This is a genomic window from Canibacter zhoujuaniae (genome assembly GCF_011752005.1).
Lineage (GTDB): Bacteria > Actinomycetota > Actinomycetes > Actinomycetales > Microbacteriaceae > Canibacter > Canibacter zhoujuaniae.
The window spans coordinates 20,420-36,696 of the sequence record NZ_JAAIJZ010000001.1 but is presented as its reverse complement, the minus strand read 5'-3'; the positions used below and the strand labels follow the sequence as shown (position 1 = coordinate 36,696).

Here is a 16,277-nt window from a genome sequence, read left to right as displayed (position 1 = left end):
CACGTTAAAGAAGACGAAAACATAAGGAATTTTATGTCAGAAACTCAACAAGCAGATCTGCAGCGCGGACTCAGTAATCGACATCTCCAACTCATCGCCATCGGCGGCGCTATCGGCACGGGCCTGTTTATGGGCTCAGGCCGTCTCGCCAGCGTCAGCGGCCCCGCGATCCTCTTTGTTTACATGGTGATTGGTTTCTTTGTATTCTTCATCATGCGAGCGCTCGGTGAGCTGCTTCTTAGCAATCTGAACTATCACACCTTTGGCGACATCGCTAAAGACCTGCTCGGCCCATGGGCCGGCTTCTTTGTCAGCTGGACATACTGGCTCTCTTGGATCGTTGCGTGTATCGCCGATATTGTCGCCATCGTCGGTTATGTGCAGTACTTCAACGAAAATATTCCATTCTGGATCCCAGCCGTTATCGCCGCAACTCTCCTCCTGCTACTCAATCTGCAGCCGGTGAAGTGGTTCGGCGAAACTGAATTCTGGTTTGCGCTCATTAAGATTGTCGCAATTCTTAGCCTTATCGCTGTTGGTATTTATCTCATCGCAACCGGCTTCACAAGCCCGAGCGGCACCCAGGCGTCTGTGCGCAACCTCTGGGAGCACGGTGGCCTGTTCCCAACCGGCCTGCACGGCTTCCTCTTAGGCTTCCAGATGGGTATCTTCGGCTTCATCGGCGTTGAGCTGGTTGGCACTGCTTCTGCTGAGACAAAGAACCCACACAAGACTCTGCCGAAGGCCGTAAACTCAATCGTTATGCGCATCACGATTTTCTATATCGGCGCTCTCGCAGTGATCCTTTCGATCACTCCTTGGAACGAACTTTCTGGCGATAAAAGCCCCTTCGTGCTGACCCTGTCACTTGCAGGCTTCGGTCTCGCCGCCGCCGCAATCAACCTCGTAGTGCTAACCTCTGCCGCCTCAAGCGCAAACTCAGGCCTCTACTCAGGCACCCGCATGCTCTTTGGCCTGTCACGTGACGGGCACGCACCAGCGATTTTCTCAAAGGTTTCAAAGAACAACATCCCGCAGAGCGCAGCAATTTTCTCCGGTCTGCTGGTGTTCTTGAGCATCCCACTGATGGCAATCGGCGGCACTGTGATGGAAGCATTCACAATGATTTCAACAGTGTCTTCGACCTTCATCCTCTTCACCTGGGGTTCAATCGTCTGCAGCTACATCGCGTATCGCATGAAGCACCCTGAGCGGCACGAGAAATCTGACTTTAAGATGCCGCTTGGCAAGGTCATGCCGTGGCTGATTCTAGTATTCTTCGTCTTCATCTACTTCACGCTGCTGCTCAGTGACGCCACCCGCGTGCCAGCCCTGATTGCGCCGCTCTGGTTTGTGATTCTCACCGGCCTGTGGCTGTGGCGTAAGAGCGTCCTGACTAAAGCGGGACGCCCACTGACCCGCTCAGTACCGGTGGTAACCGAAGACGAGCGGTAATGAAGATGGTAAAGCAGAGCCGATAGGCTGGCTTTATGGCGCATCTTCTTGGAGCTGAAAATATCACCCTCGAATACCCAACTAGACGGGTATTCGAGGGTGTAACTCTCGGTATCGCAGAGGGTGATCGGATCGGCATCGTCGGCCGCAACGGTGACGGTAAAACCTCGCTTTTAGCGATGCTTACTGGCGAGCTTCAACCCAGTTCAGGGCGGGTAACCAAGCGCGGCGGTGTCAGATTCGGGGTGCTGTCACAAACAGATCAGCTCACTGAACACGCAACGGTTGCAGAAAACATTGTTGGCGACCGGCCAGAGTATGAGTGGGCGGGTGATGCTCGCGTGCGCGATATTATTTATGGACTCGTGAGCGATTTAGACTGGCAAGGCTCGGTCGCAAACCTCTCGGGTGGGCAGCGCCGTCGCGTCGCATTAGCGGCCCTGCTGGTTGGCGAGTGGGACATTCTTGCGCTCGACGAACCCACAAACCATCTCGATGTTGAGGGCATTGCATGGCTCGCAGAGCACCTAAAAAATCGCTGGCCGCGCTCGCAAGGCGCCCTGCTTGTTATCACCCACGATAGATGGTTTCTTGATGAGGTGTGCAACACCACATGGGAAGTGCACGACGGCTTCGTTGAGCCTTTTGAAGGCGGTTACGCCGCTTATGTGCTGCAGCGCGTCGAACGCAACCGGATCGCGGCTGCGACTGAACAAAAACGGCAAAATTTGTTGCGCAAAGAGTTAGCCTGGCTGCGGCGCGGCGCCCCTGCGCGCACCTCAAAGCCAAAATTTCGGATCGATGCGGCTAACGCTCTAATCGCTGATGTGCCGCCGCTCAGAGACACAGTGCAGCTACAGAAAATGGCTGTGGCGCGTCTCGGTAAAGACGTTGTGCGTCTAACGGATGCGGGAGTGAGCTTTGGCCCTGAACGTCAAATTTTGCGCGACATCACCTGGAATATCGCACCCGGTGAACGCACCGGCATTTTAGGGCCGAATGGCGCCGGTAAATCAACTCTGCTATCGCTAATTTCTGGCACTCTTAAGCCCACCACTGGCAGAGTGAAGCACGGCAAAACTGTAAATATCGGCATTTTAGATCAGCGTTTTAGTCAGCTCGCCGAAATCGGGAACGATAGAGTGCGCGAAGTGCTGGCCAGATACAAAACAGTGTTCGAGGTTGACGGAAAAGAGCTGACACCGTCACAGCTGCTCGAAAGATTGGGCTTTCGCAGAGAGCAACTCTCAACCCCAGTGGCCAGTCTCTCGGGTGGGCAAAAACGGCGGCTGCAGCTTTTACTGATTCTGCTGGAGCAACCAAACGTTTTAATTTTGGACGAGCCAACCAATGATGTCGATGCTGACATGCTCGCTGCGATGGAGGATCTGCTCGACTCGTGGCCGGGCACCCTGCTCGTTGTGAGCCACGACCGATATCTGCTTGAGCGGGTCACCGATCAACAGTACGCAATTCTTGACGGCCGGCTGCGTCACCTCCCCGGCGGAGTCGACGAATATCTGCGGCTGCGCGCCAGCGAAACAACCGCCGCAGGATTAGAAAACGTCTCTTCTAAACAGACAAAATCTGCTTCTCAAGCACCGAGCACCACCGCTAATGCCTCCAAAAAACTCTCAGGTGCTCAGCTGCGCGCAGCTGAAAAAGAGCTTGCTGCGTTGGAGCGCAAAATTTCAAAGCTTGAAACCGCGGTTGCCGCTCTGCACCAAAAATTGGCAGCCCACGACCAGACAGACTTCATTGGGCTTGCTGAGATTACCTCTGAACTAACCGAGGTGCAAAACGAGATCAGCGCTGCAGAAGAGCGCTGGCTAGAACTTAGCGAGGCCGTCGGATAGCTAGCTTGCTCAGACTAAACCAGAATTTCTGCCGAATAAAACTGCCTGTGACCGGCGTCTGTAAAATTATTGAAAACTTTTTGCAACAACCACTATCCGAAACTTAAAAACAGGCCTACTGTGAAACTTATGAGACTTCACACCGCACCACTAAAAAATATGACACGCGCACGTCTGCTCGCAGTATGTGCCCTAGCGGGCGCTCTGTTTTTGAGCGCTTGCGCAACAGCAACTACACAAGCACAGCATGAGCATCTGAAAATATTCGCAACGACCGGATACCTTGCAGACGCGGTCAGCAACATTGCGCCGGAGGCTGAAGTCATAACTATGGTTGGCCCCGGCGGCGATCCGCACACCTACCAACCAACAACCAAAGACATCGAAAATATGCGTGACGCAGATCTGGTGCTGTGGAACGGTCTACACCTAGAAGCGCAGATGGTGCGGCAGTTAGAGAGTCTCGGCGACTCACAATTTGCGGTGGGAGAAGCTCTGTTAGAAGAGGGAAACACAACGCTTATCCCAGTCGAGTCGACAGGCTCTGAGCAGGCGAAAAAAGCTCCCGAGGTTTACGATCCGCATATCTGGAACGATCCCGAACTGTGGCAGCTCGTAGTTACCGCAATCGCCGATAAATTAGCTCAGGTTGATGAGACAAACGCAGACACCTACCGCACCCACGCCGCAGACTACAACGCTGAAATAGCAACCGCTCACGCTGAGGCCAGCACGCTTCTGGCAGCGGTTCCAGAGCCGCGAATCTTGGTTACCGGGCACGATGCATTCAACTATTTTGGGCGCACCTATAACCTCGATGTGCGCGCAACAGACTTTATTTCAACCGAGGCAAGCCTAAGCGCAACCGCGATTGATGAGCTTGCAGAACTAATCGCAAAAAATAAGATTCCACAAATTTTCCACGATAATCAGGCAAACCCGCAGGCGATTAAGAGCCTGGCGGAAGCGGTGAAATCCAAAGGTTGGCGCGTTGTAATTGCGCGCGATGAGCTGTTCGCAGACACCCTGGGTGCAGCACCTGAAGTTGATAGCTACACAGAAGTGCTGTTGCACAATGCACGAGCGATAGCAACGGCATTAAGCTAGAAAGATGAGCACTGCCCCACTCACTATCGAAAATTTGTCAGTTAGCTATGGCAGTAATCATGCGCTCCAAAAAGCAAATTTAACAGTTCCCGCAGGCTCCATGACGGGGGTGCTCGGCCCCAACGGAGCCGGTAAATCGACGCTCTTAAAAGCAGCACTTGGTCTGCAAAAACCATCGCGTGGCAGGGCACTGTTTTTCGGGGCACCGCTGCGCAGGGCACCGTGGCGCGTCGGGTATGTGCCGCAGCTTAAAAGCGTCGACTGGGATTTTCCTGCAACGGCAAAAGATGTTGTGGAAATGGGCACGTTCGGTGTTCCGCATCTAAAAAAACGGGCGGATCGAGCGGCCGCACTCGAGGATGCGCTATGGCGCACCGCAATTGGAAAAATCCAGGATAAACCGATCGGAAAGCTCTCTGGTGGGCAGCGGCAGCGGGTGTTTGTCGCCCGCGCGCTAGTTGCAAAACCCGAGCTGCTCCTGCTTGACGAGCCTTTCACAGGGGTTGATGCACCGAGCGAGCGCTTTATTATGCGAGCGCTTAGAGAGTTTCAAGAGTCTGGCACGACGGTTTTAATTGTGCATCACGATCTGCACACCGCACCAAAATACTTCAGCCATGTCGCGCTTATGAATAAAACAGTGCAGCACTTCGGGCCCACAGCAGAAATTTTGACGCCGGCTAACATTGCAGAAACCTTTGAAATTCCTTTCTCAGCAGAGCTTGCCGCCGGTGTTTCAACCGCGACGGGCGCTATCCGGATTATTGCATCTGGTGATACAAACATTCTGAATCACGATGACGCTCATTGAGTTCTTAACGAATCACACCTACCTCACTGTTGTGATAGGTGTTGCGCTTGCTGCTGCATCAAGCGCGGCGGTTGGCACTCTGATTTACCTGCGACGGCAAGCTCCGCTCGGTGACGTAGTCGCCCATTCCGCACTTCCAGGCACCCTCATCGCCTTTATTATCGGATCCTCCCTTGTCACTGATGCCAGGTCGCTGCCGCTACTGACCGCCGGTGCACTGATTACCGGCCTGTTAGGCGCATATTTAGGGCACCGCATCGCAAAACTCACCCCCATCACAGAAACCACGGCAATGGCACTCATAGCAACTGTTATGTTTGCGGGGGGCATGCTGCTGTTGGGCTATATCCAGCAGGGAAATTTTGCGCAGAAGGGCGGCATCACCTCCTATCTTTTCGGCTCTGCTGGGCAGTTAACACAGGCTGACATCATTCTCAGCGCCGTTATCGCCGCGCTACTCTTTGGCACACTCGCTATAAACTGGCGCGCCTTCCAGCTAACAACCTTTGACAGACAGTTCAGTGCCACACGTGGCATCAAACTAGCCACCTACGATCAGCTACTGTTTTTACTGCTCGCAGCAGCAACCGTTGCCGGTATGCGCGCGGTCGGTCTGCTCCTTATTATTGGTTTTACTGTGATCGCTCCAGCTGCTGCCAGACAGTGGTGTAAAACTCTGCGCAGCACAACCGTCACTGCTGTTGCGTTCGCCTGCGGCGCCGCTCTTTTCGGCAGCTATCTTTCTATCGCCGTTTTCGCGCTACCCACCGGCCCCCTAGTGGTTTTGCTGCTCACTCTAATTTTCTTGTTTTCGATCGCTTTTGCGCCGCAGCGCGGTCTTATCGCTAAAGCTCTTCGAGGTCGCTTATGAGCTTCACCGTCTCTGTTTCAATTCTCACCTGTCTTGCCGCCCTCGCCTGCGCAGTGCCCGGGGTGTACCTCACGCTCAGCAACCGAGCTATGCTCATCGACGCCATCAGCCATTCCCTGCTGCCGGGAATAGTCATCGGTTACCTGCTCACACACGACTTCAGCTCCCCGCTGCTCTTTATGCTTGCGACACTGTCGGCACTGATTGTGACTATTGCCAACACAGCGCTGGCACGCTCGGGTCTCCTCGCTGAGGGCGCATCACAGGGCATGATCGCCCCCGCCCTGCTGGCTGTGGGTGTTATTTTGGTGACCGCGTTTGCCAGAAACTTACACTTAGACGGGCACACCATCCTGGTTGGGGATCCAAACCTAGTTGCGTTCGAAGAATTCTGTTTAGGCGACTCTTGTTTTGGCCCGCGACAGTCTTGGGTGCTGGCGGGTCTGCTGCTGATAAACCTTATTTTTGCCTGGTTTGCCAGACGGCATCTCATGGCCGCCGTATTCGACTACAACTTTGCGCTAACGCGCTCCCTCCGACCCGGTTTAGCGATTAGTGTGTTGATGCTGCTCACCGCAATCACTGTGACAGCCGCATTTGCTGCAACAGGGTCTATTCTCGCGATCACAATGGCCGTTGCCCCCGCTGCAATCGCGAGACTTTTGACACACACAATTAAACTACTTGTGCTGTATGCTCTCGGAGTCGCAGTTGTTATCGCGCAATCGGGTTTTTGGATCGCTTACTACCTCAATCTCCCAACCAGCGCGGCGATCGCCTTCACGTACGGTATCGCATTTTTTGCGGCACTCGGATGGCACCTACGCAAAACGCGCAGTTCCAGAGCTCGCAGTTAGCGCTCTAAAATATGTGAGTCTAGTTCTTGTGCAGAGCAGCAATTGCAATGCGGTGGAAGTCTGCAACAGCGAGCTGCTCGGCCCGAGATGTTGGATCGATACCGCACTCTTCTAATAGTGCGCTAATCGCATCTGCGCTCACAAACTGCGCAGCAGTAGCTTGTGCATTAGGAATATGTACGTCAGACTGTGCAGCCCATGTATCACTTACGAGAGCGGGACGCACCGCCTGGAGAGACTGGCGCAGCATCTTCCTCCGCGTCGCAAAAGCGGCGTTAATGATCTCGAAGGTGAGCCACTTCTCAGTTGCAGAACCGCGCGGCGCAGCAAGTTTTGTGAATCCGACTAGCACCGAGTCAACCCCCGGTACCGGCCAGAAAATTTTGCGAGAGACGGTGCCGGCAAGCTGCCACGGGCCGTACCAGGCTGCTTTAGCGCTGGGCGCACCATAGGCTTTGGAGCCGGGTGCAGCCGCGATCCGCTCCCCCACTTCAAGCTGCACCATCACCAGCACTCGCTGAATCGAAGGGAAGGTCTCCAACAGGTGCATCAGAATTGGCACGCTGACGTTGTAGGGCAAATTAGCAACGAGGATGTTCGGCTGCTCCGGCAGCTCCGTCACTCGCAGCGCGTCGTCGTGAATCACACGAAACTTCGCCTCAGGTTGCAGCCTCACAACAGTGTTTTCAATCTGGGAGGCAAGCACCGCATCCAGTTCAATAGCGGTAACACTAGCTCCGGTTTCGGTCAGGCCGAGTGTGAGAGAGCCGAGCCCCGGCCCCACCTCAAGCACGGTGTCGTGGGCTTTAACACCCGCGATCCGCACAATCTTGCGCACTGTGTTCGCATCGTGCACAAAATTTTGCCCGAGTTTCTTTGTCGGGGTCACCCCAAACTGAGAGGCGAGTTCTCGCACCAGAGCAGGGCTTAACAGCCCTTGAGAACTCTCACCAGACACTAGAGCCCCGCTTTCCAAGAGCCGTAAACAGCCTCAGTGTTGCGATTAAAAATTTCACACATTTCAGCTACCGGCAGATCTGCCACCGCGGCTAGCCGGCGCACAGTGTGCGGCATTAAATACGGGGCATTAGGGCGCCCGCGCACCGGCTCAGGTGTTAAGAACGGCGAATCGGTTTCAACCAACACCAGCGCCTTATCGGCAATTTCAAAGGCTTCACGCAGGTAGGGCGCATTCTTGAATGTGGCCGTGCCACTAAAACTCATATACCAGCCGTTATCGTTGCAGATGCGCGCAAGTTCCACATCCCCAGAAAAGCAGTGGAAAACAGTTTTCGCAGGAGCACCAACACGCAAGAGCGTCTCTACAACATCATCGTGCGCATCACGGTCGTGAATCTGCAGGGCAATCTCGTGCTTCTTAGCGAGTGCGATGTGCGCTTCAAAAGAGGCGGCCTGTGCGCTGCGCCCGTTTTCTTGTGTGCGGAAGTAGTCTAGCCCGGTCTCTCCGATCGCCCGGACACGCGGCTGAGCTGCTAGCCGGTCTAACTCGCCGATCTGAAATTCTAATTTGCCCTGCGCAGCGACATCGGGTGCGTCGTTTGGGTGCAGCGCAACCGCGGCCAACACTCGCGGCTCTATTGCGGCAAACTTGGCAGACCAGACAGAAGTTTCAAGATCTGTGCCCACCTGCACAATGCGCCCCACTCCAACACTTTCAGCACGGTCGAGCGCCGCAAAGGGGTGCAGTGCCTCAGGCCCTGCCGCAAAGTCTAAATGGCAGTGGTTATCGACAACCGATACCGGCAGAGTGTCTGGATCGGCTGGCCACTCCCATTTACGCTCAGCGTCTCCCCAGAAACGAATCTGATTTGCTGCAAACTCTGCCGCAGCCGTAATTTTCCCGCTATCGCGCAGCCCGCTAAAAACGCCAGAGTCGTGATTTTCACACACGCTTATTTAGCCTCGTTAATCTCAACGCGCGGGAAGAGCACCTCCAGCTGAGTTTGCTTGGTGCCAGCTGGCAGCTGACCCCAATTTCCAACCTCACCAAGCGGCTGCTCGTTGAGCGCACCAATGGCGTCGGCTGCGCCGAGCGCCACCCAAAGCTTTTCGGCGGCAACCGGAATCACCGGGTTTAACAGCACAGCAAGCGCGCGCAACCCCTCAGTTGCGGTGGCGAGCACTGTGCCAAGACGATCCCGCTGTGCCGCATCTTTTGCGAGCACCCACGGTTCCTGCTCAGTAATGTACCCGTTCAGCGCGTCAACGATCTCCCACACCGCAGCCAGCGCCTCATGAATTGCGAATCGGTCAATGGCAGCTTCGGCACGCGCAACAACATCAGCAACAAGTTCGGCAATCGCGCGATCCGCCGCCGCTGATTCTGCGCTTTCTGGTTGGGCACTGTCAAAGTATTTTGCGTTCATCGCCAGCACACGACTAGCCAAATTACCAAAACCGTTTGCTAGTTCAGCCTGATACCTAGCAGCGATATCTTCCCAGCTGAAAGAGCCATCCTGGCCGAAGCTGATGGCGCGCATAAAGTAGTAGCGGAACGCATCAGTGCCAAAAGTTTCGGTGATCTCATTTGGGGCGATGCCGGTGAGTTTAGATTTTGACATTTTCTCGCCGCCAACCAAAAGCCAACCGTGCCCGAATACGTGCTTTGGCACCTCCAGCCCAGCAGCCATCAGCATTGCCGGCCAGATTACTGCGTGGAAGCGCAAAATATCTTTTCCAACGATATGGTTGGCTGGCCAGTAGCGTTCAAGAAGTGACTCATCTTCTGTGCCATAGTTGAGCGCGGTGATGTAGTTCAGCAGCGCATCAAACCACACGTAGGTGACGTGCGAGTTATCCCACGGAATTGGAATACCCCAGTCAAAGCTGGTGCGTGAGATAGAAAGATCTGCAAGATCCTGCTGCACAAACGCCACAACCTCGTTACGAGCGCTGGCAGGCTGCACAAAATCGGGGCGCTCTTCATATAGCGCAAGCAGTCGATCTTGAAAGGCACTCATTTTAAAGAAGTAGTTCTTCTCTTGCAGCAGCTCAAGCGGCTTAGAGTGAATCTTGCAGACCTGCTCGCCAGCAAACGCACCGGTGCCCTCTGCAACGTCGGTCTTCGTTTTAAATTCTTCACAGCCGACGCAGTAGAGACCGTCGAATTCACCGGCGTAGATATAGCCGTCATCGTACAGTTTCTGTAAGAATGCCTGCACACCCTTTTCATGGCGTTCGTCTGTTGTGCGAATGAAATCGTCGTTTGAGATGTTGACCTCAGCTAAAAGCGGCTCCCACGCCTCACGAACGAGCTTATCCGCCCACGCTTGCGGATCGGTGTTGTGGGCTGAGGCGGTGCGCAAGATTTTTTGCCCGTGCTCGTCTGTGCCGGTCAGCAGTCGGGTGTCTGTGCCGCGCTGTCGATTCCAGCGCGCAAGCACATCGGTAGCCACTTCGGTGTAGGCGTGCCCGATATGTGGTGCATCATTTACGTAAAAGATAGGCGTTGTAAAGTACTGCGACGGAGAAGACATAGCTTCTATTCTACGGCGTGGTGGGCGGGGTGTGCGCGCTGACGTGCAATCTTTACAGCGGGTGGGATCAGGCCGCGAAAATCTAAGTTGAATCGAAAAACAGTGGCGGCTAATTATTGTACGTTTTCCACAAATTAGGGTGTATTTTGCTCTCTTAAATCAGGAGTATGATGTGAAACATGACAGAAAAACGAGAACCAGTCGTTCAGGAACGACGTGTAGTAACCGCAATCCCAGGGCCTAAATCACAGGAACTGATGGAGCGCCGCAATGCCGTACTCTCAACCGGCATCGGCACCGCACTGCCTGCTTTCATTGAGCGCGCCGAGGGCGCGATTCTCGTTGACGTAGACGGTAACCAAATTGTCGATATGGGTTCAGGTATCGGCGTTGTGACCATCGGCCACGGCAATGAGGGCGTGCGCGAAGCAGCTAAGAAGCAGCTTGACGACTTCACCCACACTCTGATTACCGTCAGCCCTTACGAAGAGTATGTGCGTGTGGCTGAGTACCTCTCAAAGCACTCACCTGTGCCGGGCCCAACAAAGTCTCTGCTCATCAACTCTGGTGCTGAGGCAGTTGAAAACGCTGTAAAGATCTCACGTAAGTACACCGGCAAGAACGGTGTTGCTGTGCTCGAGTGCGCATACCACGGTCGCACTATGCTGACCTCTTCTATGACCCACAAAGCAGTGCCATATTCAGCGGGCTTTGGTCCACGCGCTGGTGACATCCACCGTGTGCCAAACTCATACCCGCTACACGATGGCCTGTCAGGTGAAGAAGCAGCGGCACGCACTATTAAATACATTGAGAAGGCAATCACCGCTGGTGACCTCGCCTGTCTCATTGCAGAGCCGATTCAGGGCGAAGGTGGTTTCACTGTGCCAGCTGACGGCTACCTTCCTGCTCTTGCTAAGTGGTGCCGTGAAAATAACGTTGTTTTCATCGCAGACGAGGTGCAGTCTGGCATCGCCCGCACCGGCACCGTCTACGCATCAGAACAGTTCGGCCTAGAGCCAGACATCGTGCTGACTGCTAAGGGCATCGCCGGTGGTCTGCCAATCTCAGCTGTTACCGGTCGCCAGGAAATTATGGACTGCACCGGCCCCGGCAGCCTCGGTGGCACCTACTCAGGCAACCCGGTTGCCTGTGCTGCAGCGATCTCAGTTTTCGAACAGATCGAAGCTGGCGGCGTGCTGGAAGACGCTAAGCGTATCGAAGAGAAGCTTGGTGGAGGCTTGCGCAAGCTACAGGAAAAGCACCCAAGCATTGCAGAGGTGCGCGGTAAGGGAGCAATGCTCGCAATTGAGCTGACTGAGCCTGGCACCCTCAAGCCTGCCGCTGACGTAGTTACAAAGGTGATTGCTGAAGCCGGCCAGAAGGGTGTGCTGCTGCTTAACGCAGGTCTGTCAGGAAACATTATCCGCTTCCTGCCACCACTGACCCTCTCAAATGAGCTTATTGAGGATGTTCTAAACGTTCTCGATGAGGCTCTCACAGCGGCAACCGCTTAAAGACTAGTGCGTTAAACTGCTCCGCTCCCGAGAAAGGGGGCGGAGCAGTTTTCGTTAGAATTATTAATATGCCAAAAAACGCCGGAACCTTTGCTGTCTCTGCCGCCGATGAACTCGCGGTAACCACACGCGGCGGCTTTATCGAGTCACGGCACGCGGGATCAGCGATTGTGTTATCGCCCGCCGGTGACGTAGTAGTGACGCTCGGCGACCCAAACGCCACAATCCTCACCCGTTCCGCGTTAAAGCCTTTACAGTCGCTCGCAATGCACGAGGCCGGGCTCAGCTTGCCCGATGCTCGGCAAACTGCGCTGTCGTTTGCAAGCCACAGTGGCACGCCAACCCACACCTCAGCTGTGCGGGAAATTTTGGCAGACGCAGGTCTCGGCGAGTCACACCTGCTGTGTCCACCAGACTGGCCGGCAGACACAGCGGCGAAACATCGCATGATCGCTCACGGTAACCAGCCGAGCCCAATAAATCACTGCTGTTCAGGCAAACATGCTGCGATGCTGCGCACCTGCCTCGCTGCGGGTTGGCCGGTGATCCAATACACTCATCCGGAGCATCCGCTACAGCAGCACATCATTGCCACTGTGCAGCGCATGACCGCTGAAAACCCGTCTCCAATCGCTGTTGACGGTTGTGGCGCGCCTGTTTTAGGGCTGTCACTTGCAGGGCTTGCACGGGGGTATCGTCGCATGGCAACCGCTGATCCGAAATCCCCTTTCCCAATTAATCGCACAATGCGTGCACTGCTGCAGGCTGGTATGCAATATCCGGAAATGGTTGAGGGGCCAAACGGTATGGACACCATCGCTATGCAGCATGCGCCTGTTTTTGCAAAGTTTGGCGCCGAAGGCGTGAGCGTTATGGCTGCTGCCGATGGCACAGTTGCTGCGGTGAAAATTCTCGACGGCAACAGTCGCGCCTCACGCGCGGTGGCACTGTCACTCCTGACCTATGCAGGAGCGGTAACCCGGCTGCAGCTGGCTGCTGCGCTTGCAGCAATGCCACTGGCCATCACCGGTGGCGGTCAAAAAGTCGGGGATATCCGAGTTTCAATCCCGAAGCTCAGCGCGCGATAAATTTAGCGTCAGCGAGCGCTCCCGACACTACACGGTCACAAAACAGGTAGCGTTTAAACGCTATAACTGATTGCCCGCAACCGCAAAAGTGTCGCAGGAGGTTGCGCCGTTCTCATACCCACGCATTAACCAACGTACACGCTGTTCGCTGCTGCCGTGCGAGAATGTTTCCGGCTCAACGCTCATGCCCGACTGCTGCTGGATGTTGTCATCGCCCACCGCTTGCGCCGCTGAAACCGTCTGCAGCAACTCCGCTTCGGTCGGTGGGTATAAAACGCGATTTCCTGAGGCATCCTCAACTTGGGAAGCTTCTCCCATCCAGGCACCGGCATAGCAGTCTGCCTGCAGCTCAAGACGCACCATACCACTGTCTGGGCCTACGTCACGATGATCCACCTGACGCAAAACACCCTGCAAATGCTGAATGTGATGACCCCACTCATGCGCGAGAACATACATTTCGGCGAGCGGCCCGCCCTGGGCACCGTAACGCTGCTTTAAAATCTCAAAAAAATTACCGTCGATGTAAATACTCTCATCTGCAGAGCAGTAGAACGGACCGACAGCGTTTGAAGCAGCACCACAGGCACTGGAGGTTGAACCGTTGTAGAGGATAGTTTTTGGATCGTGATACGATTCCACACCAACCTGTGCAGCGCTTTTCGCCCAATACTGCTCTAAGGTATAGGCAGCACCCTCAAAACGGCAATCTTGGTTGCTGTTTGCCTCAGCCCCGGTGCATGAAAAATCTTCATCCTGGTAGGCGGGCTGATACGAGTTTGAGCCGTAACTGGCACCGCCATTTAAAAGCTGCGTGACATCGACTCCCAGGTACTGAACTGACAGGAAGCCGATTATTAAGAGCAGCAGGCCTCCGCCACCACCAATCGCGGCCCCCCGACCAGAGGGGCGAAACCCGCCTCCGCCAGAACGACGACGCACGCTTCGCGAATCAAAAGATGAGTTGTCGTTAAACGCCACTGTCTCTGCACCGCCTATTTAAGAATTCTCGGCTGCGGTATTTTGTGCGGGTGATTCCGTCGCTGTTTCAGCGTCTGCGGCTGCCTCTGCAGCGCTATCGGGCTGTGCGTCAGATTCATCAGACTCATCGTTCTCAGTCGGAAGCTCAACCAACACATCTGAAGTGTCGCGCATATCACCAACGGCGTGCACCTCAATAACGATCAGGGTGATATTATCTCGCCCAGCGTTCTCGAGCGCCTGCTCCATCAGCACAGTAGCGGCCGCCTCAGCACTCTCAGCCTCTGCCAAATAGTGCTGCAAACCAAGATTGGTGAGCTCTTTAGTCAAACCGTCTGAGCAGATCAAAATCCGCTGGCCGGGAATCAGCGCAAGCTCTACAGAATCTGGTATCGGAGCCTCGTTGAGACCAACCGCACGGGTCACAACATTCGCGTGGGGGTGCACCTCAGCTTCCGCAGGGGTGATCGCGCCTGTATCAACCAGATGCTGCACGACAGAATGATCTGTGGTAACCTGCGCCAGCGATCCTTTGAAATACTGGTAAACACGAGAGTCACCGATGTTAAAAACCGTCCAACTCGGGTGTTCTGCAACCTCACCGAAATAGACACCGGTAACAGTGGTGCCGGCACTCATTGCTGCCTCACCAGCTTCAACCGCAATATCAGCAACTGCCAGTGTTAGCTGTTCGGTAATATCGTCGCGGGTGAGCTGCTGCCGGCCACCGAGTTTAAACAACTGCCGCGCAACCGCTGCGCTCGCAATTTCTCCGCCCGCGTGACCGCCCATACCATCGGCAACGGCAAAAATAGGGGGCGCAACAACAAATGCGTCCTGATTATTTTCACGCCGCATGCCAACGTTGGTAATACCGAACCAGGAGAGTTCAATGGTGACATCGCTGTCGGGACGGTAACGCAGTTTTCTTCGACTGCCGTTTTCCCCTTTGCCGGTCATCTCGCTCCCCTTAATAAGCTGAATCAACTACACTATTCTAGCGGTTTCGCCTCAGCCGCACACTACTTCTGCTGCGGCGCCCCCAACTCGGTGATCAACGTGTATATGTGCTGGTTGTGGTCTAAACCAGCGCCCTCTCCGTCTGCCTTAATCTCAAGACCACTCTTGTCTCTAATCCACTGCTCAAATTCAGCGATCGTGGTAAAACTGGCGCCTGTTTCAGCCAGCTTCCGCACTAGAGCACCTTTTGCTGCTTTATTAAAGTGGTTCAGTGCTTTTATCTCCCCCGCTGCCGAACGCTGCGCAACGCGAATTGTAACAAGCGTTACATTCTCCGGCACCGGTGCTAGGGCAACATAATCGTTAGAACGCAAATCAAGCACGAATTCGACGGCGGGCCAGTTTAGCTGCGCATGTGCTTCTCGCCACACACGTTTTAGGCTTCCCTCTAACTCCGGGAGGGCGCTTCCTGCGCTGAGACGGTAGTTCGCTATCGGCTCTGCCGCAGGCGTCAACCCGTAAAGAGCAGACTGGATCGCAACACTGTCACTCACCCATTTTTTTGCAGCCTGGTTGAGCGAAGAAAAATCAAGGTGGTCATAAACAACACCTGTGTATCGCAAAATAGCTGGCATTAGTGGTGTTGGGTGCGCCCGAGCTGTTAGCTGCCGATTAGCTGCGAAGGCCTCTTCGGCGGCTTTGCCAGGCTTCAATTTAAGGGTTTTATGCGCTGCGCTATCCGGCTGTTTAGTCAGTTGCACCAGCGCACGTTTTACTCGCCTATGGGTGGGCTCTAACTTTGCGGTTTGTAAAGCTGCGGCAATAATGGCACTGTCCGGCACCTGAGCGTCGGGTGCAGCAGTGTTCTTAGTCTCTGATGGTGGTAAAAGAACTAACACTCTTATATTTTATGGAGCGCGCACTAACGATCACCCGTGCTTTATATTCGGCACACACAAAAATCCGCCGTTGCCTGGATAAGCAACGACGGATTTTTGAAGTAATTAGAGTGACTAGGCGACGAGAGCTGCGCGCCCCGCAACCACCTGAACCTGATCGTGATCTACTGAGAAGAAGCCCCCCTCAGCATCAACAACGATCTTTTCACCGTTGGCTGTGGTAACGCGCACTTCGCCGTGAGCGAGCGTCGCAAGCACCGGCTCGTGCCCTGCGAGGATACCAATTTCACCCTCGCTGGTTTTTGCGCTAACCTGCTTAGCTTCACCGACCCAAATCTCGCGATCCGCGGCTACAACGCTAACGTGCAGAAGGGCCAT

Annotated in this window: 15 protein-coding genes; 8 read left to right on the top strand and 7 right to left on the bottom strand. The window is 54.7% G+C overall.

Features of this window, described 5'->3' with window-relative positions; all coding sequences use genetic code 11:
- The first annotated feature begins 33 nt into the window (after window positions 1-33).
- The 6 genes from HCR00_RS00175 (at window position 34) to HCR00_RS00150 (ending at window position 6,957) form a co-directional block, all read left to right on the top strand.
- Window positions 34-1,455, top strand: coding sequence for an amino acid permease (locus HCR00_RS00175; RefSeq protein WP_166985439.1), 1,422 nt, complete (start codon window positions 34-36; stop codon window positions 1,453-1,455).
- Window positions 1,456-1,490: 35 nt separating this feature from the next.
- Window positions 1,491-3,311 (top strand): ABC-F family ATP-binding cassette domain-containing protein, encoded by a 1,821-nt coding sequence (locus HCR00_RS00170; RefSeq protein ID WP_167141761.1) that lies wholly within the window; start codon window positions 1,491-1,493, stop codon window positions 3,309-3,311.
- Between the two features lie 159 nt (window positions 3,312-3,470).
- Window positions 3,471-4,418, top strand: coding sequence for a metal ABC transporter substrate-binding protein (locus HCR00_RS00165; protein ID WP_166985445.1), 948 nt, complete (start codon window positions 3,471-3,473; stop codon window positions 4,416-4,418).
- 4 nt (window positions 4,419-4,422) lie between these two features.
- Window positions 4,423-5,229, top strand: coding sequence for a metal ABC transporter ATP-binding protein (locus tag HCR00_RS00160; RefSeq protein WP_167141758.1), 807 nt, complete (start codon window positions 4,423-4,425; stop codon window positions 5,227-5,229).
- Window positions 5,216-6,100, top strand: coding sequence for a metal ABC transporter permease (locus HCR00_RS00155; RefSeq protein ID WP_166985451.1), 885 nt, complete (start codon window positions 5,216-5,218; stop codon window positions 6,098-6,100). The genes HCR00_RS00160 and HCR00_RS00155 overlap by 14 nt, the downstream gene beginning before the upstream one ends.
- Window positions 6,097-6,957: a metal ABC transporter permease gene (locus HCR00_RS00150; protein WP_167141755.1), complete on the top strand. Its 861-nt coding sequence runs from the start codon at window positions 6,097-6,099 to the stop codon at window positions 6,955-6,957. The genes HCR00_RS00155 and HCR00_RS00150 overlap by 4 nt, the downstream gene beginning before the upstream one ends.
- Before the next feature lie 19 nt (window positions 6,958-6,976).
- Here HCR00_RS00150 and rsmA read toward each other — a convergent pair whose 3' ends face one another.
- The 3 genes from rsmA to metG are packed head-to-tail and all read right to left on the bottom strand — an operon-like array spanning window position 6,977 to window position 10,454.
- Window positions 6,977-7,915 carry a 16S rRNA (adenine(1518)-N(6)/adenine(1519)-N(6))-dimethyltransferase RsmA gene (gene rsmA / locus HCR00_RS00145; RefSeq protein ID WP_208317150.1) on the bottom strand — a complete coding sequence of 313 codons (939 nt, stop codon included), beginning with the start codon at window positions 7,913-7,915 and terminating at the stop codon, window positions 6,977-6,979.
- Window positions 7,915-8,814: a TatD family hydrolase gene (locus HCR00_RS00140; RefSeq protein WP_208317293.1), complete on the bottom strand. Its 900-nt coding sequence runs from the start codon at window positions 8,812-8,814 to the stop codon at window positions 7,915-7,917. The genes rsmA and HCR00_RS00140 overlap by 1 nt, the downstream gene beginning before the upstream one ends.
- Before the next feature lie 56 nt (window positions 8,815-8,870).
- Window positions 8,871-10,454 carry a methionine--tRNA ligase gene (gene metG / locus HCR00_RS00135; RefSeq protein WP_166985457.1) on the bottom strand — a complete coding sequence of 528 codons (1,584 nt, stop codon included), beginning with the start codon at window positions 10,452-10,454 and terminating at the stop codon, window positions 8,871-8,873.
- Window positions 10,455-10,633: 179 nt separating this feature from the next.
- On the opposite strand from metG, the gene HCR00_RS00130 reads away from it, so the two are divergent.
- Together HCR00_RS00130 and HCR00_RS00125 are read left to right on the top strand one after the other, a co-directional pair.
- Entirely contained in the window at window positions 10,634-11,971 is a 1,338-nt protein-coding gene (locus HCR00_RS00130) for an aminotransferase class III-fold pyridoxal phosphate-dependent enzyme (RefSeq protein ID WP_166985460.1), read from the top strand.
- A 68-nt stretch (window positions 11,972-12,039) separates the two neighbouring features.
- The gene (locus tag HCR00_RS00125) at window positions 12,040-13,059 is read left to right on the top strand and encodes an asparaginase (protein WP_167141752.1); all 1,020 of its coding nucleotides are present in this window, start codon (window positions 12,040-12,042) and stop codon (window positions 13,057-13,059) included.
- Window positions 13,060-13,119: 60 nt separating this feature from the next.
- Here the strand turns inward: HCR00_RS00125 and ypfJ are convergent, their stop codons facing one another.
- The 4 genes from ypfJ to HCR00_RS00105 all read right to left on the bottom strand — a co-directional run bounded on the left by ypfJ (window position 13,120) and on the right by HCR00_RS00105 (window position 16,277).
- A complete protein-coding gene (gene ypfJ, locus HCR00_RS00120; RefSeq protein ID WP_243854468.1) occupies window positions 13,120-14,040 on the bottom strand; it encodes a KPN_02809 family neutral zinc metallopeptidase in 921 nt (306 codons plus the stop codon).
- 18 nt (window positions 14,041-14,058) lie between these two features.
- Window positions 14,059-15,027, bottom strand: a complete 969-nt coding sequence (locus HCR00_RS00115; protein ID WP_243854467.1) for a PP2C family protein-serine/threonine phosphatase — start codon at window positions 15,025-15,027, stop codon at window positions 14,059-14,061.
- Window positions 15,028-15,062: 35 nt separating this feature from the next.
- On the bottom strand, window positions 15,063-15,899 hold the full coding sequence (locus HCR00_RS00110; RefSeq protein ID WP_167141749.1) for a YaaA family protein: 837 nt from the start codon (window positions 15,897-15,899) through the stop codon (window positions 15,063-15,065).
- A 114-nt stretch (window positions 15,900-16,013) separates the two neighbouring features.
- Window positions 16,014-16,277 carry a F0F1 ATP synthase subunit epsilon gene (locus HCR00_RS00105; RefSeq protein ID WP_167141746.1) on the bottom strand — a complete coding sequence of 88 codons (264 nt, stop codon included), beginning with the start codon at window positions 16,275-16,277 and terminating at the stop codon, window positions 16,014-16,016.